The organism is Pseudomonas sp. GW821-FHT01A09 (assembly GCF_058986725.1).
In genome coordinates this window covers 1-21779 of sequence record NZ_JBYSWB010000034.1, presented here as the reverse complement: position 1 = coordinate 21779, position 21779 = coordinate 1, and the positions used below count along the sequence as shown (strand labels likewise).

The window sequence follows — 21779 nt, the reverse complement described above, 5'->3', positions numbered from 1 at the left end:
GCGGTTCACAGTGAATTGAGAAATGCCAGCAGGGCATCGCGCTGCTCGGCATTGAACGTCAGGACGTGGCGTTTCGCGGCCTCGGCCTCGCCGCCGTGCCAGAGCACCGCTTCGAGCAGGTTGCGGGCACGGCCGTCGTGGAGGAACTGGCTGTGGCCGCTCACCGTCTCGCTCAGGCCGATGCCCCAAAGCGGTGGCGTGCGCCAATCGCTGGGGCCAGCCTGGAACTCGGGGCGGCCATCGGCCAGGCCCGGGCCCATGTCGTGCAGCAGCAGGTCGGTGTACGGGCGAATGACTTGGCCCGCCAACGCGGGATCGTCGGCATCGGCGGCGGTGGTGTATTGCGGCACGTGGCAGGTCTGGCAGCCGGCCTGATAGAACAGCGTCTTGCCCGCCAGCACGGCTGGCGCGGCCACCTCACGGCGTTGCGGTACGCCGAGGTGGCGGGTATAGAACTGCACCAGGCGCAGGATGTTGTCGCTGACCTCGACGTGGCTGTCCGGGTCATTGCCATTGGGCGCAGCCAGGCACGCAGTTTGCGCGGCGGTACAGTCATCCACGGGCTGGAAGCGGCTGGTCAGGCCGAGGTCGCCGGCGAAGGCGTGGGCGTTCTGTTGCATCAGGTTCGGTTGCCCGGCCTTCCAGCCGAAGCGTCCGAGCATTGCGGCGCCCTGAGCCTCGTCCCACACACGATTGACGCGGCCTTGCACTTCCCCGCCCTGCCTGGCCTGGGCGGTTGCATTGGCCACAATCGCCGCCTCAGGAATGGCTTCGAGCAAGCCGAGGCCGATCATTGGCGGCGCGATGCGTGCGGACAGCTGTGCGTCGGGATGCAGCGGGCCGTAGCCTAGTTGACTGATCTGCAACTGCGGTTTGCGCAACGCCACGCGAAAGCCATCGTCGAAACGCACTTCGACGGCGCTGTACGCGATCCGCACCTTGCCCTCCGGTGCTACCCCGGGGATGGCCATGTCCTGCAATTGCGTGCCGTAGGTGGGCTCGGGGATCACGCCGACGCGTTCCAGCAGCGCTTGCTGGCCGGTCGCCGGGGCGATCGACAGACGCACCAGCATCGACACGGCATTGAGCGCATCTGGTGCGGGGGGATGGCCACGGCCATCGCGGATATGGCAGTTCTGGCAGGCATTGGTGTTGAGCAGCGGCCCCAGGCCATCGCGCGCGGTGGTGCTCGATGGTGCAACGACCCAGGGGCTGCGAAAGAAACTGTTCCCCACGCTGAAATCCAGCCGCTGTTCGAGCGACAGATTGGCTGACGGCTGCGAATAGGCCAGCCGATCCTGGCGGGTGACCGTCGCCTGGCCGGCCGAGCGCGCTTCGCCGGGCTCAGGCTCGGTGAAGCGCGGCGGCGCATCGCAGGCACTCAGGCAGGCGGCCAATACCGGTACCAGAGGCGCTGCGAGCAGACGCAAGGGTGAGGCGTGCATCGGCGGATCAGAACTCGTGATCGGCGGTATCCGGGTTCAGGTCGGTGATACCCAGTTTGCCTGCCGCTTGCTCGATGGCGCCGGTCTGCTTTACCAGAGCGGCGATGGCATCGCGGATCACCTGGTTGCCGGCGCTGTTGCCGGCGGCGATCAACTGATCGAAATGCTCACCTTTGTTGGCGTGATCGACGATTGCTTGCATGCGTGCTTCGGTGTCGGCCAGGTCGGCCTGCAGGGTCAGGTCGGTGGTTTTGTCGGCTGCGGCCACCAGCGACGACAGGCTGGCGCCGGTCAGCTTGCTGCCATCGACGCGGGTGTACTCGCCCAGGTAGATGTTGCGAATACCCTTGGCGTTGTAGAACGCCGAATGATGGGTGTTGTCGCTGAAGCAATCGTGCTCGTCTTCCGGCGAGTTGGCTTCCAGCGCCACCTTCATGCGTTCGCCGGCCAGTTCGCCCAGGGACAGGCTGCCGATGCCGAACAGCATCTTGCGCAAGCCGGCATCGACCGGTTCCTTGGCCAGGGTGGCGCGGTAGTTGTCGGCTACATCGGGTTGCCATTGGCCGACCATCTCTTCGAGATCGCTGACCAGCAGATCGGTCGCGGCCTTGAGGTAGGCGCGGCGGCGGTCGTTGTGACCGCCCGTGGCCCCGGCGCCCTCCAGATAGTCCGAGGCCGGGCGGTTGCCGGCACCCGGGCCGGTGCCGTTGAGGTCCTGACCCCAAAGCAGGAATTCGATGGCGTGGTAGCCGGTGGCGACATTGGCTTCGGAGCCGCCCAGCTCGTTGAGACTGGCGAGTTTTTCCGGGGTGATGTCCTTGACGTCGACCTTGTCTTCACCCACCTGGATCTCGGTGTTGGCGATGATATTGGCGCTGGCCGCGGGGTTGCCAAGGGCGTGCTCGTAGCTCTTGTCGGTGTAGTCGATCAGGCCCTCATCCAGCGGCCAGGCGTTGACCTGGCCTTCCCAGTCATCGATCAGGGTGTTGCCGAAGCGGAAGGCTTCCGTCTGCAGGTAGGGTACGCGGGAGGCGATCCAGGCATCACGAGCGGCCTTGAGGGTGGCGTCCCCGGGCTGGGCAAGGAAGGCATCGACGGCGCGTTGCAGGGCCTGGGCGGTGCTCAACGAATCGCTGAACGCGGCATAGGCCAGCTCGGCGTAATGGTCCACCACGACCCTGGCCGCGCGCTCATCGACATTGACCGACGGCGTGGCGTTGTTGGTAGTGGTGGCGGTGCTTGCAGCGGGAGCGGGCACTTTATCGGCCGCTTTTTCCTTGTCGCTGCTGTCACCGCAGCCGGCGAGGGAGATGGCGATGGCCAGCAGACTGGCGCTGGCCAGGGGCATACGAATCATGGCGAAATCCTGCGTCAAAAATGGGCTCGACCGCGCGCTGCAGCACGCGAAACGGCGCCATGATGCGAAGGATTTGCATTTGCTGTAAAGGACGAATATTAAAAATATTTCATGTAACTATATGTTACTAAGGATGTAACTAAATGTTGCTCAAAGATTATTGAAAAATCTATTTATTTCAGCAGGTTACGTCGTTAAGAATTTAAGTTTGTCGGCCTGTTTCAAAAACGCCAGCAATTCTCTGGCCGGCAAGGGTTTACTGTACAGGTAGCCTTGGCCTTCGTGGCAGCCCTCGGAAATCACATAGGCTTCCTGTTCGCTGGTTTCCACGCCTTCGGCGATCACCTGCATGCCCAGGCTTTTGCCCAGCTGGATGATGGCCCGCACGATGGTGGTGTCGTCGTCGTCCTGAACCAGGTCTTGGACGAAGCTCTTGTCGATCTTGATCTTGTCCAGCGGCAGCGACTTCAGATAACTCAGGGACGAGTAGCCAGTACCGAAGTCATCGATGGCGATCAAGGCGCCGGAGCGGCGCAGGCTGAGCAGATGCTGGGCAGCGGTGCTGATGTCTTCCATCAGACCGGTCTCGGTGACTTCCAGCTCCAGGCTGCGCGGTGGCAGGCGGTACATTTGCAGGAAGTTGTTGACCACCCGCGGCAGCTCGTTGTGGTGCAGCTGCACGGTGGAGAGGTTGACGGCCATGCGCAGGTTGCTGAAGCCCAGGTCGTGCCATTCGCGCAGTTGCTTGCAGGACTGATCCAGCACCCATTCACCCAGGGCGATGATGGTGCCGTTCTGTTCGGCCAACGGGATGAACTGGTCGGGCGGGACCATGCCGTGTTCCGGGTGAGTCCAGCGCAGCAGGGCCTCGACGCCGACCACGCTGTGATCGCGATAGCTGATCTGCGGTTGATAGACCAGGTGCAGCTGGTTTTTCGCGAGGGCCTCGCGCAGGTCTTTTTCGAGCTCGCGGCGTCGGCGCATCTCGCTGTCGACGCTGGCGATGTAGAACTGATAGCGATTGCGCGAGCGGCTCTTGGCCAGGGTCATGGTCTGCTCGGCTTTTTGCAGCAGCTTTTCGGTGCTGTCGCCGTCTTCCGGGAACAGGGTGATGCCGATGGTGGCGCGCAGGCGGATTTCTTCGAGGTCCAGGGCAAAGGGTGCTTCCAGGCCATCGAGTACGTTCTGTGCCAGCTCGGCGGCTTCGTAGGGTTGCTCGATGTCGGCCTGGACCAGCGCGAACTGATCGCCGCCCAGCCGCGCCAGCGCGCCCAGGCGGCCGCTGTAGCCACGCAGGCGATCGGCCAGGGCCAGCAGCAACTGGTCGCCGGTCTGGTAGCTGAACTGCTCGTTGATGCCCTTGAAGTCATCGAGGCCCACGCACAGCACAGCCACGCGGCGTTGCAGGCGGCCGGCGTCGATCAGGATCTTGTCCAGTTGCTCCTGGAATTGCTGGCGGTTCGGCAGCCCGGTGAGGAAGTCGTACTGGGCCATGCGCAACAGGCTGTTCTCGGCCTCGTGGCGCAAGTGCGTATTGCGATCGATGGAGGCCAGCAACTGATTGGCGGTGTTGACCCACACGCCCAGTTCGTTTTTTTCGTGGCCCTTGAGCAGGGGGATCTGGTGCTGGCTGGGGCGGTCCGGATTGATCTGGGTCAGGTGCTCGATGATCTTGGACAGCGGCTTGGTCAGCAACCAGTGGTAGATGAGGTACAACACCAGTGCCAAAGCCAGGGCCCGCAGGACCCCTGAAATGAAGATGATCACCGAACTGGCGATGAAGTCTTCACCATAGGTGGCGGTATCGAGGGTGATGCTGAGGTCGCCGTAATACTCGCTGTACTGACCCTTGCCCACCAATTGGGTGGTGAAGGTGCGTTCCTGGCCGAGGATCAGGTCGGTCATCCAGCGCAGCGGGAATTGCTGCAGCGGCCGGGATTTCTCCGCCAGCATGGTTTCATTGGGATGGCCGATGGAGGCCATGCGCACGGCATCGTTCTGGAACAGCCCCTCGATGACCTGCATGCCCATCTCGCGGTCCAGGCTGTAGACGGCCTGGGTGGAGGGGTCGCGGAACATGTCGAGGACGCGATTGGCATCGTTGGCCACAGCCTGACGCGTCTTGTGGATATCGAAGACGATCTGCGCACAACTGAGCACCACGCCCACGATCAATGCTGACAGCAGCACGACCCTGAGCAGCTTGACCGACAAGCTGTGTTTAAGCTCCAGCTTCAATGGGGTATTCCTTGTTTCGTGCGCTTAGCATCATTTTGCCATCATCTTTCGCAATCCCTTGGGTTACGTCAAGGGATCGGTCCAATGAAACCTGAGGGTTATGCTCTGATGTACTACAAGGCGCAACGCTGCCTGTGTCTATGTGTCGGTCGCCGGGGGCAGAAACTTGAGGGGCCCGGGGCGATATTGCCACGGGTTGATCTTAGCGCGCTACGCACTGGGGGCAAGCGTTAATTTACGGGGGCCGCAGGCATGAAAAAACCCGGACATGCCGGGTTTTTTCGGGGCTGCACCGCAATGCAGCGAAGGCTTACGCCTTGAAGGTCTTGCCGTCGAACTGCTCGGCGACGAACTTCCAGTTGACCAGGTTCCAGAACGCCTCGACGTACTTCGGACGAACGTTGCGGTAGTCGATGTAATAGGCGTGTTCCCAGACGTCGCAGGTCAGCAGCGGGGTGTCGCCGCTGGTCAGCGGGTTGCCGGCACCGATGGTGCTGGCCAGCGCCAGGGAACCGTCTGCCTTCTTGACCAGCCAGCCCCAGCCCGAGCCGAAGGTGCCGACGGAGGTCTTGGTGAACTCTTCCTTGAACTTCTCGAACGAACCGAAAGCGGCGTTGATGGCCTCGGCCAGCGCGCCAGTCGGAGCGCCACCGGCGTTAGGGGCCAGGCAGTTCCAGTAGAAGGTGTGGTTCCAGACTTGAGCGGCGTTGTTGAAGATACCGCCCGAGGAAGAGACGACGATTTCTTCCAGGGTCTTGCCTTCGAATTCAGTGCCCGGGACCAGGCCATTGAGGTTCACGACGTAGGTGTTGTGGTGCTTGTCGTGGTGAAATTCCAGCGTTTCCTTGGAGATGTGCGGCTGCAGGGCATCATGAGCGTACGGCAGCGGAGGCAATTCAAAAGCCATGGTGGTTCTCCTAATCAGGTCTGTTTGCGGGATACGCGAGGCCGATCACGGGCGGCCTGAGTGCGCCGGCGAGTTTGTACTCTTTGCGGCGCAAGCCAGGGATCATAGCACCGGCTGGGCAGCAGAACCACGCAACAACTGTGTGGAATAGGCGCTGCAGACGCCTCGGCACCCGCGTCAGCCGACGATCAATTGCGCGGCTACCGCAAACATCATGATGGACACCAGCAGGTCGATCAGGCGCCAGGTCGTCGGCCGCGCCAGCCAGGGTGCCAGCCAGGCCGCGCCAATGGCCAGCGTGAAGAACCACAGCAGCGAAGCACTGGCCGCGCCGGCCACGTACGCGCTTGGCGCAGTCTGCTGGGCGCCCAGCGTGCCGATCAGCAACACCGTGTCGAGGTACACGTGGGGGTTAAGCAGGGTGACGGCCAGTGCACTCAGCAGCACCGCCTTGAGCGAGCGCACGCCAGCGCTTTGCCCCTCGTGCAGGCTTTGCTGGCTGAACGCACGCCGCAGCGCCTTGCTGCCGTACCAGAGCAGAAACACCGCGCCGCCCCAGCGCGCGATCGACAGCAGCAGCGGGCTGTGGGCCAGGACCGTCGCCAGGCCGAATACCCCGGCGGTGACCAGCAGCGCGTCGCAGATCACGCACAGCGCCGCCACCGGCAGATGATGTTCGCGGCGCAGGCTTTGGGCGAGCACGAAGGCGTTTTGCGTGCCGATCGCCATGATCAGCCCGGCCGCCACCAGCAGCCCGTTGAGATAACTTTGCAGCATGTGTGCAGACTCCCTTTGAATGGGGTGCAGTCTGCTCACTGAGTTTAAATAAGGAAAATCAATGTTGCTGATGTCACATTAGATAAATTGATAACGGCAACAGCGCTGGGCATCTTCGCTGCCTTCAAGCATCATTCCCGACCCGCGGTGCTGCCGACCTTGCGCACATGCCGCACTGGGCCGGCGCTCTCAAGCAACGCGCCGGCTCGTTGAAATACTGCAAACCGAAACACAGGCGGAGCGCTTCATGAAAATTCTGGTCACCGGCGCGAGCGGGTTCATCGGCGGACGTTTTGCCCGTCACGCTCTGGAGCAGGGCTTCGACGTGCGGGTCAACGGTCGCCGCGCCGAGGGCGTGGCCCACCTGCTGCGGCGCGGGGCGCAGTTCGTCGAAGGCGATCTGAGCGACCCCCATCTGGCGCAGCGCCTGTGCATCGGCGTCGACGCGGTGGTGCATTGCGCAGGATTCCCCGGGCATTGGGGGCGGCCGCAGGATTTTCAGCAGCACACCGTGCAGGTCACCGAGAACATCGTCGAAGGCTGCCTCAAGGAGCATGTGCGGCGGCTGGTGTACCTGTCCTGTGCGTCGATCTACCGCAACGGCCGCTCGCGCCTGGCGATCAAAGAGGAGGCCGTACCCCGACGCTTCGCCGATGCCGCCACGCGCAGCCGCCATCTGGCCGAGCAGAAAGTCTTCGGCGCGGCGGAGTTCGGTCTGGAAGTGATCGCCCTGCGCCCGGCCACGGTCATCGGTGCGGGCGATGTCAGCTGGCTGCCGCCGTTGATCGAGCTGCAAGGCAAGCGGCGTTTGTCGATCGTCGGCAATGGTCTGAACAAGGTCGATTTCATCAGTGTGCACAACCTCGTCGAGGCGCTGCTCAGCAGCGTGCTGGCCGACCCGGCGGCATCGGGCAGGGCCTACAACCTGAGCAACGGGACACCGATCCCATTGTGGGACGTGGTCAACTATGTCTTGCGCCAGCTGCAGATGAATCAGGTGACGCGCTACCGCGGCTATCGCTCGACCTGGCTCAAGGGCGCTCTCAACGAGGGCGCCTGCCTGCTCTGGCCCGGTCGTCCGCGGCCGCGCTGGTCCCGCCATGGCGCGCACAGCCTTAACGCCGATTTCACCCTCGACATTGCGCGGGCGCGGCATTATCTGGACTATCAACTGCAGACCAGCCTGTGGGCCGCTCTGGATGAGTTCTGCGCGTGGTGGCAGGCCCAGGCGCTGCATGGCGGTCGTTGAACATCAGGTAACATCAGCGGTCGATACCGCCTTTATTGCGCGGGTTACACTGGCGACCGTTAGAGGTTGTATCATTTTGCCATTATCGGATTTTCCAAAGGGCCTTCTTCATGCGTAACGATGCTCGCGACGATTTCGACGACGTACCCAGCCTCAGTGCCAGGCAGGGCGATGACGAAGAGGACCTCGTGCCTGCCGCCGCCCCCCGCGATCGCAACAGTGTGACGTCCCGCACCACCCCGGTGGTCAAGGTCAAGGCGCCGGCCAGCGGCCCGCTGGGGGCATTGGTAGTGGCGTTGTTCATCGCTCTGGGCGGGCTGGGATGGTGGAGTTTTCAGCAGATCTCGCTGATGGAGCAGCAACTGGTGGCGACCCAGGAAAGCTTCGCGCGCATCAGCGAAGACGCCGCCGGCCGCTTGCAGGCGATCACCGGCAAAGTGGCGGCCACCGAGAACCTCTCCAGCACCGACAGCGAGGCCATGAAGCTGCAACTCAAGACACTGCAGACCCGTATGGACGAGCAGACCCGCCAGCAGGCGGGCGTCGGCACGCAACAGAGCAGTCTGGACAAGCGCCTGGATCAGGTCTTGGCGCAAGCGGCCAATCAGCAGGCCAGTAACGATCAGGTGCAAGCGCAGCTCAAGTCGCTGGCGGCGGACATGAGCAGCCTCAAGGCGGCCCAGGGTGATCAGGCGCGCTTGAGTGCCGATCTGAAATCGCTTTCCACCGATGTGGCGGCGCTGAAGAAGCAAGGCAATAACAATGATCGGCTGAGCAGCATCGAACAGGACCTGATCGTGCTCAAGAGCGAGCAAGACAATCGCCCCGCCGCAGCCGCGCAGGCGGGCCCCAGCACCGCGGAATTCGACAGCTTCCGCGGCCAGACCACGCGCAACATCACCACCTTGCAAAGCCAGATGCAGAATCTGCAGCAACAGATCAACGCACGGCAATGACAGCCCTGTCCCTGTAGCGGGGGGGGGGGGTGCCCCCGAAAGATCTTTACCCCCAAGAAGCAGAGGGTGAGCATGGATTTTTCGGGAGCAAGCCCCCTCGCTACGGGCGCAGATGAAGGCCATGCCGCACTTGCCCAGCTCGCGTGCATATATCGGTATTTGGCGATATACCAATATCCATCGCTGCTAAGGCAATTTCATTTGGCGCTATAAGGTTCTAGGTAAGCTGCGCGGCGGTAATGCTAAGCTCGGCTGCATGAACTATCTCGCGCATTTGCACCTGGGCGGCCAGGGCCCGGATCACTGGCTTGGCAGCCTGTACGGCGATTTCGTCAAGGGCCGCCTCGAAGGCCGCTTCAGCCCGGAACTTGAAGCCGGGATCCGCCTGCATCGGCAGATCGATGCCTACACCGATAGCCATCCCCTGGTGTTGACCGCGCTGGAGCGTTTTCCGCTGGCCCGTCGGCGTTATGCGGGCATCATTCTCGATGTGTTTTTCGATCACTGCCTGGCGCTGCACTGGCGCGATTACGACGATCGGCCCTTGGCCGAGTTCACTGTGCAGGTTTACGCCGTGCTGGCTGCCCAGACGGAACTGCCGGGGCGGCTGGCGGGTGTCGCGCCCTATTTGATCGCCGGCGATTGGCTTGGCTCTTATGCCGATTTCGCGGTGTTGGAGCAGGTGTTCAACGGTATTGCGCGGCGCCTGAGCAAGCCCGAGGGGCTGGCGGGGGCGTTCGCCGAGGTCAAGGCGCTGTACGAGCCGCTAACGGAGGATTTTCGACGGTTTTATCCGGTGTTGCAGCAATTTGCGAAAGGTGCCTGAGTCGTCCGCCAGCCGTAGCGGCCCCTTCGCGAGCAAGCTCTGCTCCCACAGGGTGTGCGGTTCCGAAGTCTTGCACTGGTGGGAGCAGGGCTTGCCCGCGAAGCTTTTCAGGCTCTTTGGCCATCGGCCCCGCATCGTGACTTTCACCAAACAACGCCATTCGCACCGCTTCCTGCGCCTTGAATGCCAGCGCTGCCCGCTCCACGCCCTGAGTTTCGATCGGCTCGAGCAGATGGATATCCACCACGCCGGTATCCGCGCGCAAGAGGCGCAGCAGATGCGACAGCAGATCGTCATCGCCAACGAACGGCGCGATCGGGTCCAGCCCCGCACCGCGACCGTAACGGATCGCCACCGGCTGTATGGCCACGCCGACGTCCGCCGCACAGGCCAGCATCCGCCCGTGGAAGGTGCGTAACTGGCGGCCGTCCGTCGTCGTTCCTTCGGGGAAAATCATCAGCGGGCAGCCGTCTTCCAGCCGTAGTGCCATTTCCCGACGCAAGCGCTGGCTGTCGTTGGCGCCGCGGCGGATGAACAAGGTCCCGGCATGCTGTGCCAGCCAGCCGGCGATGGGCCAGTGGCGCACCTCGGCCTTGGACAGAAACGACAGCGGAGCGATTTGCCCGAGCAGGGCGATGTCGGTCCAGGACACATGGTTGCTGACCCACAGCATCGGCCGTTGCGGCACGGCACCATGAATGCGCACCCGGAACGGCAGGGCGTGGGTCAAGCAGATCATGAAACTGCGCGTCCAGCGCTGCCGCCGCCCCATCGAGCCTGCCAGCCCCAACCGCTCACCGATGATAAAGCCTGCTGCCAGCACCAGCCCGTAGGCCACCACCACCAGGACGCGCCCGACCCGCACTGCCAACCGCAGCGCGCGCATCACATTGCCGCCCGGAAGTGGCGGGCGTAACGCGGGCACAGATCGTCGCGCTTGAGCAGGATGAACACATCGGCGACCTGGAAGTCTTCATCCCAGCACGGTTCGCCACACACCTTGGCGCCCAGGCGCATGTAGGCTTTGAGCAGCGGCGGCATCTGCGCCGTGACGTTGCCGGGGATGTGCGCCGCCGGCAGTGGCTTGCGCGGCTCGGCGCGCAGGTTCTGGGTGCACAGATGGCGCTCGCGCAAGCGCTGCATGATCGCCTCGGCCTGCACGCCGCCGTCCTGCATGGGAATGCTCGCGCAACCCATCAGGTAGCTGTAGCCGCCTTCGTTGAGGACTTCGGCCAGTTCACCCCAGAGCACGGCAATGGTGCCGCCGTTGCGGTAGGCGGGGTCGACGCAGGTGCGGCCGATTTCCAGCACCGGGCCTTGCAGGCCACTGAGGCCGTGGAGGCTGAATTCCTCTTCGCTGTAGAAGCGCCCCAGATAACGCGCCGCGCGATGATCGAGCAGGCGGGTGGTGGCCACCAGGCGACCGTTGCTCAGGTCGCGCACGCCGATGTGCCAGCAGTGGCGATCGTAGTCGTCGCGGTCCAGTCCGTCCTCGGCGCCTTGCAGGCGGGCGTTGAATTCGCGGCTGAACACCTCGAAGCGCAGCGCTTGCGCTTCCAGCAAGGCACGGCTGCCGAGCAGGCGTTCGGCGACCAGTCGGCGCGCTGCGGGGGTGTTGCCTGAGCTTGCGATGTGAGTCATTGCGAGTCTCCAAATTCGGACTTGGGGTTGCAGCCAATGAACTTTGTTGTGCAATCTCAGGCTAAGTAGCAGCAGTGTCGTCACCATGACGTTTGGGTGATGCTTGTATGACAGCCTCCAAGGAGCACACGCCATGACCTGGCTCACTTTGCTGAACCTGCGTGAACCCCTGTCCACGGGCGGCGAACGGCCACACGATGACGGTACGGATGCGCTCGCCAGTGGCGGCGAGGTGTCCATCGCTGATGCCTACGCCGCCTTGCTCAAACGTTGGGGCAACCGCTCGCCGTTCGAGCTGGCGGTGCTCGGCGGGCATCTGGCGAGCACGCCGGGCCTGGCATTTCTGTTCGGCTACCAGGCGGCCTTGCGCGCGCTGTGGCCCAGTGCGCCGTTGAGCCTGGGGGCGATCTGCGCCACCGAGCAGCGCAGCTTGCGCCCGGCCGACCTCAGTACGCGTCTGCACAACCTGCGCTTGAGCGGGCAAAAGGATTTCGTCACGGCGGGCAACGCCGCCGACTGGCTGCTGGTGGCGGCGCGCAGCGAGGCCGTCGGCGAGGCACCGCGCTTGAGCCTGGCGGTGGTCTATCCCGGCGAGGTCGGGGTGCGCCTCGAGGCCCTGCCAGCGCTGCCCTTGATACCGGACATCAGCCATTCACGCCTGCACCTGGACAACGCCGCCTGCGACCTGCTGGCGGGCGATGGCTGGGATGCCTACGTCAAACCCTTTCGCAGCCTCGAGGACCTCTACGTGCTCAGTGCGCTGGCCGCCTGGCTGTATGGCGTCGGTCAGCGGCAGAACTGGCCGCGCTCCCTGCAATTGCGTTTGCTCGGTCTGCTCGGCGGCTGCGCCGAAGGGACCCGACAGTGCCCGGATGCCGCCACCAGTCATCTGTTGCTGGGCGGTTTGTTCGAGCAGTTCGAGGCGCTGCAGGACGACCTCGGCGTCGCGCTGGCCAGCGGTGAGCCTGACAGCGCGCTGATGTGGCAGCGTGATCGCGGCGTATTGACCCTGGCCGCCAGCGCGCGCCAGCAGCGTCTGGATAAAGCCTTGCAGACGTTGGGGTACTGATGGCCGGTCCGATTTTTCCATGGCGTAGCAACAACCGTTTTCAATTGTTGATCGATGGCCCGCAATTTTTCCCGCGCATGCTGGCTGCGATCGATGCCGCGCAGTCCCAGGTCGATCTGGAGCTGTATCTGGTGGAGGCCGGTGCCTGCGCCGATGAGGTGGTGGAGGCTCTGGCCAAGGCGGCCGAGCGCGGCGTCAGCGTGCGCTGCCTGTTCGACGGTTACGGCAGCCTGGCGTTTGGCCAGGGGCAGCGCGAGCGGTTGCTGGTCGCTGGCGTTGAGCTGCGCCTGTACAACGCCGTGCGCCTGCACCGTGGGCTGCGCAATCTGTACCGTGATCATCGCAAACTGCTGCTGGTGGATCAGGCTCTGGCCGTGGTCGGCGGCACCGGCGTGACCGATCAATTCTGGAGCCCCGGTGAAGCGTCCAGCGAATGGCACGAGGTGATGGTGCAAATGCACGGCCCGCTGGTAGCCGACTGGCAGGCGCTGTTCGACCGCCAGTGGCGCGCCAACCTGCGGCGCAGCGCCTGGCGACCGGCCACCCATTTCGGCCTGCCGCACCTGCCGCCCACGCCAGTCACCGGCAGCGGCCTGGGGCGCGTGGCCTACGCTGATTCGCGCCAACACCGCGACATCCTGCGCTCGCTGGTGCGCAATCTGAACAGTGGGCAAAAGCGCATCTGGCTGGCGACTCCCTACTTCCTACCGACCTGGTCGGTGCGTCGCTCCTTGCGCCGCGCTGCCGCCCGCGGGCTGGACGTGCGCCTGCTGCTCACCGGTCCGCGCACCGATCATCCTTCGGTACGCTATGCCGGTCACCGCTACTACCCGAAACTGCTGCGCGCCGGGGTGAAGATCTTCGAGTACCAGCCGTGTTTCCTGCACTTGAAGATGGTGCTGGTGGACGACTGGGTGAGCATCGGCTCGTGCAACTTCGATCACTGGAACCTGCGCTTCAACCTCGAAGCCAACCTCGAGGCGCTGGACCCGGACCTGACCCGCGACGTCGAGTCCAGTTTCGAACGTGACTTTGCGGCCAGCCACCTGATCAGCCTGGATGCCTGGCACTCCCGGCCGCTGTGGTGGCGAGTGCAGCAGCGCATCTGGGGCTGGCTGGATCGGCTGGTGGTCAATTTGCTCGATCGCCGCGGTTGATCCTGATCGTCCGCCGCGCGGGTTCGTGTCTCACCAGCGATAGGTGACCGAGCCGATCAGGCTGCGCTCATCGCCATAGCGGCAGGTGGTGTTGCAATACAGGTACTTCTTGTCCATCAGGTTCTGGGCCTTGGCCTGCACTTGCCAGTGGCTGTCGAGGTCGTAACTGATCAAGGCATCCACCAGGGTGTAGGCCGGGATCTTGCCGTCGTAGGCGCTCGGCGTGGTGCGGGTGGTGCCCGTGTAGCGTGCGCCACCCGCGACTTTCAGCGCAGGCAGACCGAGCGCTGCGAGGCGATAGCTGGCCCACAGGCTGGCACTGTTGTAAGGCACACCCTCGATGCGTTTGCCGACGTTGCTGGCGGTCTGGTCCTGCAGCACGTGAGTGTCGGTATAGGCATAGCCGGCGCTCAGTTGCAGGTTGTCGGTGAGATTGCTCTTGGCTTCCAGTTCAACGCCCTTGGAGCGGGTCTTGCCGTACTGCACATAGGTGTTGGTGGCGGCGTCCAGGCTCAACGAGTTGTCTTGATCCAGGCGGTAGACCGCGGCACTGAGCAGGGTATCGCTGCCGGGCGGCTGATAGCGCAAACCGACCTCATACTGTTCGCCTTCCAGCGGCGCGAAGGCATTGCCGAAGGCCGGGTTGCTGACGCTGGCAGGCTGGAACGACTGACTGTAACTGGCGTACGGCGCCAGGCCGTTGTCGGCCAGATACACCAGGCCGACGCGCCCGGTGGCCTTTTTGTCGCTGCGGCTGTCGCGCGCGCCGCTGGCAAAGGTGGTGGTGACGCTGTCGGCCCAGTCCTGGCGTCCACCGAGCAACAGCACCCATTTATCATCGAAGGTGATCTGGTCCTGCAGATAGACCCCCATCTGGTTGCTGTGCAGGTCCGAGCCGCTATCGGCGGCGGTGTTGGCGCCAACGCCGGTGTGCTGCGGATTGGCCAGGTTGAGTGACGGCGCCAGTTGAGCAAGGGTCGCGCTGATGTAGCGGTGCGAATCGTAGGTCTTGTGGTAGTAGTCCACGCCCAGCAGCAGGTCATGCTGCCAGCGGCCTTGCTCGAAGGTGAAGTTCAGGTTGTTGTCGGTGGTCCATCCGGTGGAACGCTCCTCGCGAGCACTGTAGCGACGCAGCAGGCGGTTGCCCGAAATCCCCTGAGGGATCAGGTAGTCCCAGTCGGTGTTGGCCTGGAAGTACCGCAGGCTGTGATTGACACTCAAGTGTTCGTTGAAGTGGTGTTCGAACAGATAACCCAAGGTATCCATGCGGTTGTTGAAGTGGTCGTAACCGGGTTCGCCGACGAACTGATCGCGGGCGATCTTGTAGCCCGGCGTCGAACTGTAGGTGCTCATGCCGTAGCTCATCGGCGGAGCGAAGCCGGTGTAGGTGTCCTGATGGCTGGCGAGCAGGGTCAAGGAGGTATCGTCGTCGGGCTTCCAGGTCAAAGCGGGGGCGATGTAGCGGCGATCGTCGCCGATATGATCGACCTGAGTGCCGCTGTCGCGCCACAAGCCGGTCAGCCGATAGCTGAATTGGCCTTGGTCGTCGAGCGGGCCGCCAAGGTCGAAGGTGTACTGACGGCGATCGTAGTTGCCGACCTCCATGCCGATCTCGTGCAATGGCGTATCGGTGGGGCGCTTGCTGATGGTGTTGATCATGCCGCCCGGCGACAGCTGGCCGTAGAGCACCGAAGACGCCCCTTTGAGCACTTCGACACGTTCCAGGCCATAACCCTCGACACTGCCGTCATAGGGGTTGGATTGCAGTTTCATGCCGTCACGCAAGATCCCTCCAGTACCGGCTCCGACGTTGAAGCCGCGTACCGTGTAGTCGTCGGCCGTGCGGCTGAAGCCGTTGGGCTGGCTGCTGAAGCCAGGGGTGTACTTGAGTGAGTCGGACAGGTTGTCGCTCTTGCGATCGTTGAGTTCGTCGCGGGTCACCACTGAAATCGACTGCGGGATCTTTACCAGTTCGGTGCGGGTCTTGGTGCCGACGCTGGAGCGATGGGCCACGTAGCCGCTGACTTGGCTGTCGTCGATGCCGCCATTGGCATTGATGCTGGTGGCGTCCAGGGTCAGGGCATCGCTGGCCACCGGCTGCACGTTGAGCGCACCGCTGGCGGTCACTCGCAGGCTCAGGTTGCTGCCGCGCAGGGCCTGGCGCACGGCATCGGCGGCGTTCAGATGGCCCTGAACGGCCTGGGCCTGATGGCCGTTGATATCACTGGGAATGAACAGCACCTGACGCCCGCTTTGCTGGCCGATGGCGATCAGGGTCTGGGCCATCGGGCCGGGCGCGATGCTGAAGTCCTGAAGGGTTTCGGCGGCCATCAGGTTGCAGCTGACAAGGCAAGTGCCGAACAGTGTGGGGAGGGTAAGGTTGGGGTACATGGTCAGGGCTCGGTAGACAGTCGGGTATGCACCTGCGGTGCGCTTCTGACTGTTCTGTGAACTGAGGCAGGAATTTTTTCAGGGCAGCCTGAAAATATTTATTCGCAGCCTGGTTATGCGTGATCGATACGCGTCCACCATCCCAGATATCGATCGATGCGCAACGCCAGCACCTCCTTGAGCGCCGCCAGTGCCTGCTCGCTGTCATCCAGCGTGAAGACTCCGGAAATCCGCAGACCGGCGGCCCGCGAGGACACTTGCAGCACGCCGTGGTGATAGGGCCGCAGGGCATCGATCACCGTGCCCAGCGGCTGGTCGTGTACCTCGAGCAATCCCGAAACCCATGCACGTTGATCGATATAGGCCGCCGGTAACGGTTGCCAACTATTGCTCAGGATATCGAAGCTGCGGCCCTGTCCGGCCTTCACACGGTGGATGGAACCCTGCGAGCGTAGTTCCAGTTCGCCCTCCAACGCCCAGAGTTGCGCGCCTTGCGGTTGCAGGCTGAACAGACAGCGGCCGCTGTCGAGCCATACTTGTGCCCCTGCGCACTGGAGTACGAAAGGCCGCGAGGTATCTGCCCGGACTTGAGCGAGGACGCCGCCGCGCAACAGCTCGACGCGTCGCTGACGGGCGCTGTAGTGGAGGTCCACGGCGCTTTGCGCATTGAGTAGCAGGCCGGAACCGTCTGCCAAGGCGAAGTGGCGACGCTCGGCGGTGGTCGTGTGCAGGTCCGCTCCCCAGCGATCATGCAACGGCCCGCCGGCGCGGGTCAGCAAATGGCTGCCCAGCGCCAGGGTACCTAGCCCCAATGCGCCCCGCAGCAATGCGCGACGCTGGCGTCCAGAGCTGCTGAGTGCCTGGCGCACGCCTTGCTGATGCGCCAAGGGGGCGAGGCTGCGATTCAACTGTTGGTTAAGTGCCTGCCAGGCGTCGCTATGGCTTGGGTCCGACTCGAGCCAGCGCTGGAAGTGTTGCTGCGCCTCGAGCGTGTAAGTGCCGGAGCCTTGCAGTGCGTACCACTCGATGGCTTGGGCGACGGACGGCGGCAGCGTGCTCATGACGCGGCCCGGTAGCACGCGGTCAGGCCCTGAACCACGTATTGATGCACGCGTGTCACTGACACGCCCAGTTCCTGAGCGATATGGGCATAGGTCAGGCCGTCGAGCTGACTGTACAGGAAGGCGGCGCGGGCTTTGGACGAGAGTCCGTCGAGCATGCGGTCGACCTCCATCAGCGCTTCCATGACCGTCCAGTGTTCTTCGGCGCTGGGTGCCACTGCCAGGGGTTCGGCGGCCAACGCGTCGAGGTAGGCGCGTTCGATATCATTGCGCCGCCAGCGAGCGAATATCAGGCGCTTGCCGATGGTGCTCAACAGCGCACGAGGCTCGCGAATGGTCTGAGGGTCGGGCAGGGCGACGACTTGAGCGAAGGTTTCGGCTGCCATGTCGGCCGCATCGTCACGGCAACCCAGGCGCGCGCGCAGACGACCGAGCAACCAGCTGTGGTGCTCGCCGAACAAGCGGTGAAGGATGAGATTGCGCGAAGCCAGCCCGGATGCGCTTGAGGACGACGCCGTCATGACAGTTCCGCTAATGACAATGATTATCAATAGTGGCGTCTTTGCTGGCCAATAGCAATATGCCGAGGCCGATCACCTGTGGCGAGGGGGCTTGCCCCCGATTCGGTGTATCAGCCAAATATTTGTGGCCGGGACATTGAATCGGGGGCAAGCCCCCTCGCTACAACCTGTTACTTGATTTCGACCGCCAGGCTTTCAGCGATCTTCTGCTGCCAGATCGCCGGGCCGGTGATGTGCACCGATTCGCCTTTGCTGTCTACCGCGACCGTGACCGGCATGTCCTTGACCTCGAACTCGTAGATGGCTTCCATCCCCAGTTCTTCGAAGGCCACCACGCGCGACTTCTTGATCGCCTGGGCGACCAGGTAGGCGGCGCCGCCGACGGCCATCAGGTACACAGCCTTGTAGTCCTTGATCGCTTCGATGGCGGTCGGACCGCGCTCGGATTTGCCGATCATGCCCAGCAGGCCGGTCTGATCGAGAATCTGCCGAGTGAACTTGTCCATCCGCGTCGCGGTGGTCGGGCCGGCTGGGCCGACGACTTCTTCGCGTACCGGATCGACCGGGCCGACGTAGTAGATGAAGCGACCTTTGAGGTCCACCGGCAGCTTCTCGCCACGGTTGAGCATCTCCACCATACGCTTGTGCGCAGCATCGCGGCCGGTGAGCATCTTGCCGTTGAGCAGCACGGTTTCGCCTGGCTGCCAGCTTTGCACCTCTTCCGGGGTCAGGGTGTCGAGGTTGACGCGACGTGCCGACGGGCCCGCTTCCCAGACGATTTCCGGGTAGGCATCCAGATCCGGCGCTTCCAGCTCGGCCGGGCCGCTGCCGTCGAGCACGAAGTGGGCGTGCCGAGTGGCGGCGCAGTTGGGGATCATGCACACCGGCAGGGACGCGGCGTGGGTCGGGTAATCCATGATCTTGACGTCGAGCACGGTGGTCAGGCCGCCGAGACCCTGGGCGCCGATACCCAACTGGTTGACCTTCTCGAACAGCTCCAGGCGGATCTCTTCGATACGGTTGGACGGGCCACGCTTTTTCAGCTCATGGATGTCGATGGACTCCATCAACACTTCCTTGGCCATGACCGCGGCCTTTTCGGCGGTACCGCCGATGCCGATGCCGAGCATGCCGGGCGGGCACCAGCCGGCGCCCATGGTCGGTACGGTCTTGAGCACCCAGTCGACGATCGAGTCGGACGGGTTGAGCATGGCCATTTTCGACTTGTTCTCGGAGCCGCCGCCTTTGGCCGCCACGTCCACTTCCACGGTGTCGCCGGGGACGATGGAGTAGTGGATGACCGCCGGGGTGTTGTCCTTGGTATTTTTGCGGGCACCGGCCGGGTCGGCCAAAATCGAGGCGCGCAGGACGTTTTCCGGAAGGTTGTACGCGCGACGCACGCCCTCGTTGATCATGTCATCGAGGCTCATGGTGGCGCCGTCCCAGCGCACGTTCATGCCGACGCGCACGAACACGGTGACGATGCCGGTGTCCTGGCAGATCGGCCGATGGCCGGTGGCGCACATGCGGGAGTTGATCAGGATCTGGGCGATGGAATCACGGGCTGCGGGCGACTCTTCACGCAGATAAGCCTCGTGCATGGCCTGGATGAAGTCCACGGGGTGATAGAAGGAAATGAACTGCAAGGCATCGGCGACGCTCTGTATCAGGTCGTCTTGTTTGATCACGGTCATTGGCGCGCGCTCCTCTTTAAGGCGGGAACATTCATTAAGGTGGCTCGGCCTTGGCCGACTCATCTTTCAAGGTGCGCCGACCCCTAGTGGTCAACGCAAAAAGGCGCGGCAGTATACCGCGCATCCATTCGTCGCACACGCGCCGAAGGTCTTGTAGCGGGCGTTTATCGGTCCTGCCATAAGAGGGCGCGGCGGGCGGCAGGGAGCGCAAAAGTTGTACAGAAGGTAAAAATTTGGATAGTTATTTTCGGGCCACGGCACTAAAGTGGCATCTGGCCATAAGCCCATCGGCTGCCAATCAGGGATGGAGTCCCTTAGCGTACGGTGAGTCAACGAGTGACCGAAAAAGCCACACAAAAACTACTTCTGAAACGCTTCATCCTTGCCGCAGGCACCTATTGCATGGTGCTGGTGCTGATGTGGATAGCGATTCTGGGCGATTACTACCAAGCCACCCTTTTCACTGCCGTGGTTGGCAGCGGCCTCGTGCTGCTCAGCCAATCGGTACTGCTGGTGTTGTTCCTGCGCGGTGACAACCAGCGATTCGCCGATCCGAGCCTGACCGAATTTCAAGTGATTCTTGCAGTGTGCTGGCACACCTGGTTCCTGTCCCAGTTGCAGGTGGCCCGAGGCTCGCTGTTGGCGTTCTATGTGTTGATCCTGCTGTTCGGCCTGTTTCACCTCAAGCAACGGGTATTCATGCGCTGCGCGGTACTTGTGTTCCTGGCTTTCTCCGGCCTCAATCTGTGGGAGGGCTACGCGCAGCGCCTGGGCGATCCGGGGCTGGCCTCGCTGCAGGTGTGCGTGTTGTTCGTGGTGCTGGTGTGGCTGTGCATGTACGCCAGCTACGTGCAGGCCTCGCGCCATCGCATGCGCCAGCGCCGTTTTGCCTTGCAGGCCCACCAGGACACGCTGCGGGGCATGATGCGGCAGCTTGAGGACCTGGTGGCCACCGACGAGCTGACCGGGCTGTTCAACCGGCGCCACTTCCTGCGTCTGGCCTCCCGCGAGTTGATGCTCTTGAGCAACGGCGCGCGCCATGGCATGGCGCTGATCGACCTTGATCACTTCAAGCGCATAAACGATATGCATGGCCACGCGGCGGGGGATCAGGTGCTGCAGGGTTTCGCCGAGGTCGCCGCCGGCTGCCTGCGCGAGGGTGACATCCTCGCCCGCTACGGTGGCGAGGAGTTCGTGCTGTTACTGCCCAACTGCGACAGCGCGCATCTGGTGGCCTGCTGCGAGCGCTTGCGCCTGGCCTTCGCCGCAGCGATGCCGCTGGGTGATCGGATCGACGGTCTGAGCCTGTCGGCGGGGATGACCATGCTGGCCCCCGGTGACGATCTCGATGATGCCTTGCAACGGGCCGATCAGGCGCTTTACCGTGCCAAGCGAGGGGGGCGCAATCGGTGCGCCGCCGCTTGGGAAACCCCGGATGCCTGAATTGAGCGTGGGCCAGCAGCGTTGGTCGGTGACCGCCGGCGACAACCTGCTCGATGCCCTTAACGATGCCGGCCTGAATGTGCCCTACAGTTGCCGCGCCGGCAGTTGCCACGCGTGCATGGTGCGCTGCGTGGCTGGCGAGCCGCTGGACAGCGATCCGGGGGCGTTGACGGCGGCCCAGCGTGAGCAGGGCTGGCGCCTGGCCTGTCAGTGCCGAGTCGCGGACGACCTTGAGGTGGCGCTGTTCGATCCCCGTCGCGATGGCCTGGATGCCGAGCTGATCGGCTGCGACTGGCCAAGCCCCGGGGTGCTGCGCATTCGTTTGCGCTCCGAGCGCCCGTTGCGCTATCAGGCAGGCCAGCACCTGTTGCTGTACAGCGGTGCCATCGCTCGCCCTTATTCGATTGCCAGCCTGCCGCAGCAGGACGACTTTCTCGAGTTTCATCTCGACTGCCGCCGCTCTGGGGCGTTTATCGATCGTGCGCGGCATTTTCAGGTCGGTGATCATCTGCGCCTGGGCGAATTGCGTGGCGGCGCGCTGCATTACGATCCGGACTGGCAGGCTCGGCCGCTGTTGCTGCTGGCGGCGGGGACTGGGTTGGCGCCGTTGTGGGGGATTTTGCGTGAGGCCTTGCGCCAGGAGCATCAAGGGATGATTCGTTTGGTGCATTTCGTTGCTGACGAGGGCGAGCACTATCTGGCCCAACCGCTGCTCGAACTGGCTGGGCAGTATCCGCAATTACAGGTGGAGTTGCCGGCACCTGGGCTGGGCGATTCGCTGCTCAACGGGTTGCGCCTGCCCTCGCGGCATACCCAGGCGCTGGTGTGCGGTTCGCCGGCCAGTGTCGAGAAGTTTTCCAGGCGGCTGTTTTTGGCTGGGTTGCCGCGTAATCAGCTGTTGGCGGATGTTTTTACTGGGCGGGGGTGATTAGGGGATTGGGGTGGTTCTGCTTTCGAGCCGGCCTTGGGGTCGCCGCCCCTACATTGGCCCTTCGCCTAGGCTCAGGGTTCCCGCGCTTCGACGCACTGGCGAGTGGCACGCCGCAC

General features: G+C 63.4%; 17 protein-coding genes and 1 pseudogene. 7 read left to right on the top strand and 11 right to left on the bottom strand.

The genetic code is table 11. The features are described 5' to 3' along the window. Positions 1-5: 5 nt before the first annotated feature. The 5 genes from AC3WJP_RS26105 to AC3WJP_RS26085 form a co-directional block, all read right to left on the bottom strand. Complete coding sequence (locus tag AC3WJP_RS26105; RefSeq protein WP_493724091.1) at positions 6-1445, bottom strand: di-heme oxidoreductase family protein; 1440 nt, start codon at positions 1443-1445, stop codon at positions 6-8. Positions 1446-1452: 7 nt separating this feature from the next. Then, complete coding sequence (locus AC3WJP_RS26100) at positions 1453-2802, bottom strand: imelysin family protein (RefSeq protein ID WP_493724090.1); 1350 nt, start codon at positions 2800-2802, stop codon at positions 1453-1455. 186 nt (positions 2803-2988) lie between these two features. Further along, positions 2989-5040, bottom strand: coding sequence for a putative bifunctional diguanylate cyclase/phosphodiesterase (locus AC3WJP_RS26095; protein ID WP_493724089.1), 2052 nt, complete (start codon positions 5038-5040; stop codon positions 2989-2991). Positions 5041-5350: 310 nt separating this feature from the next. Continuing rightward, entirely contained in the window at positions 5351-5947 is a 597-nt protein-coding gene (locus tag AC3WJP_RS26090) for a superoxide dismutase (RefSeq protein WP_493724088.1), read from the bottom strand. Between the two features lie 177 nt (positions 5948-6124). After that, complete coding sequence (locus AC3WJP_RS26085) at positions 6125-6724, bottom strand: LysE/ArgO family amino acid transporter (protein ID WP_493724087.1); 600 nt, start codon at positions 6722-6724, stop codon at positions 6125-6127. Positions 6725-6971: 247 nt separating this feature from the next. On the opposite strand from AC3WJP_RS26085, the gene AC3WJP_RS26080 reads away from it, so the two are divergent. The 3 genes from AC3WJP_RS26080 to AC3WJP_RS26070 all read left to right on the top strand — a co-directional run bounded on the left by AC3WJP_RS26080 (position 6972) and on the right by AC3WJP_RS26070 (position 9755). Beyond that, positions 6972-7973 (top strand): NAD-dependent epimerase/dehydratase family protein, encoded by a 1002-nt coding sequence (locus AC3WJP_RS26080; protein WP_493724086.1) that lies wholly within the window; start codon positions 6972-6974, stop codon positions 7971-7973. A gap of 110 nt (positions 7974-8083) precedes the next feature. Beyond that, positions 8084-8929 (top strand): ATPase, encoded by an 846-nt coding sequence (locus AC3WJP_RS26075; protein ID WP_493724085.1) that lies wholly within the window; start codon positions 8084-8086, stop codon positions 8927-8929. 256 nt (positions 8930-9185) lie between these two features. Further along, positions 9186-9755, top strand: coding sequence for an acyl carrier protein phosphodiesterase (locus tag AC3WJP_RS26070; protein WP_493724084.1), 570 nt, complete (start codon positions 9186-9188; stop codon positions 9753-9755). Between the two features lie 142 nt (positions 9756-9897). On the opposite strand, the pseudogene AC3WJP_RS26065 reads toward AC3WJP_RS26070, so the two are convergent. Both AC3WJP_RS26065 and olsB read right to left on the bottom strand, forming a co-directional pair. Beyond that, a pseudogene (locus AC3WJP_RS26065) lies at positions 9898-10641 on the bottom strand (lysophospholipid acyltransferase family protein); the annotation flags it as partial. Then, complete coding sequence (gene olsB / locus AC3WJP_RS26060) at positions 10641-11396, bottom strand: L-ornithine N(alpha)-acyltransferase (RefSeq protein WP_493724083.1); 756 nt, start codon at positions 11394-11396, stop codon at positions 10641-10643. The gene olsB and the pseudogene AC3WJP_RS26065, both read right to left, overlap by 1 nt. Positions 11397-11529: 133 nt before the next feature. Here olsB and AC3WJP_RS26055 point away from each other — a divergent pair, with 133 nt between their 5' ends. Both AC3WJP_RS26055 and AC3WJP_RS26050 read left to right on the top strand, forming a co-directional pair. Further along, complete coding sequence (locus tag AC3WJP_RS26055) at positions 11530-12465, top strand: acyl-CoA dehydrogenase middle domain-containing protein (protein ID WP_493724082.1); 936 nt, start codon at positions 11530-11532, stop codon at positions 12463-12465. Then, the gene (locus AC3WJP_RS26050) at positions 12465-13622 is read left to right on the top strand and encodes a phospholipase D-like domain-containing protein (protein ID WP_493724081.1); all 1158 of its coding nucleotides are present in this window, start codon (positions 12465-12467) and stop codon (positions 13620-13622) included. The genes AC3WJP_RS26055 and AC3WJP_RS26050 overlap by 1 nt, the downstream gene beginning before the upstream one ends. Before the next feature lie 30 nt (positions 13623-13652). On the opposite strand, the gene AC3WJP_RS26045 is transcribed toward AC3WJP_RS26050, so the two are convergent. The 4 genes from AC3WJP_RS26045 to AC3WJP_RS26030 form a co-directional block, all read right to left on the bottom strand. After that, entirely contained in the window at positions 13653-16013 is a 2361-nt protein-coding gene (locus AC3WJP_RS26045) for a TonB-dependent siderophore receptor (protein ID WP_493724080.1), read from the bottom strand. Positions 16014-16126: 113 nt separating this feature from the next. Beyond that, the gene (locus AC3WJP_RS26040; protein WP_493724079.1) at positions 16127-17074 is read right to left on the bottom strand and encodes a FecR domain-containing protein; all 948 of its coding nucleotides are present in this window, start codon (positions 17072-17074) and stop codon (positions 16127-16129) included. Continuing rightward, positions 17071-17595 (bottom strand): sigma-70 family RNA polymerase sigma factor, encoded by a 525-nt coding sequence (locus tag AC3WJP_RS26035; protein ID WP_493724078.1) that lies wholly within the window; start codon positions 17593-17595, stop codon positions 17071-17073. The genes AC3WJP_RS26040 and AC3WJP_RS26035 overlap by 4 nt, the downstream gene beginning before the upstream one ends. Before the next feature lie 170 nt (positions 17596-17765). After that, the gene (locus AC3WJP_RS26030; protein ID WP_493724077.1) at positions 17766-19289 is read right to left on the bottom strand and encodes a fumarate hydratase; all 1524 of its coding nucleotides are present in this window, start codon (positions 19287-19289) and stop codon (positions 17766-17768) included. A 336-nt stretch (positions 19290-19625) separates the two neighbouring features. Between AC3WJP_RS26030 and AC3WJP_RS26025 the strand changes: the two genes are divergently transcribed. Both AC3WJP_RS26025 and AC3WJP_RS26020 read left to right on the top strand, forming a co-directional pair. Then, positions 19626-20732 (top strand): GGDEF domain-containing protein, encoded by a 1107-nt coding sequence (locus AC3WJP_RS26025; protein WP_493724076.1) that lies wholly within the window; start codon positions 19626-19628, stop codon positions 20730-20732. Beyond that, positions 20725-21660: an iron-sulfur-binding ferredoxin reductase gene (locus AC3WJP_RS26020; RefSeq protein ID WP_493724075.1), complete on the top strand. Its 936-nt coding sequence runs from the start codon at positions 20725-20727 to the stop codon at positions 21658-21660. Before AC3WJP_RS26025 ends, AC3WJP_RS26020 begins: the two co-directional genes overlap by 8 nt. Positions 21661-21779: the final 119 nt, after the last annotated feature.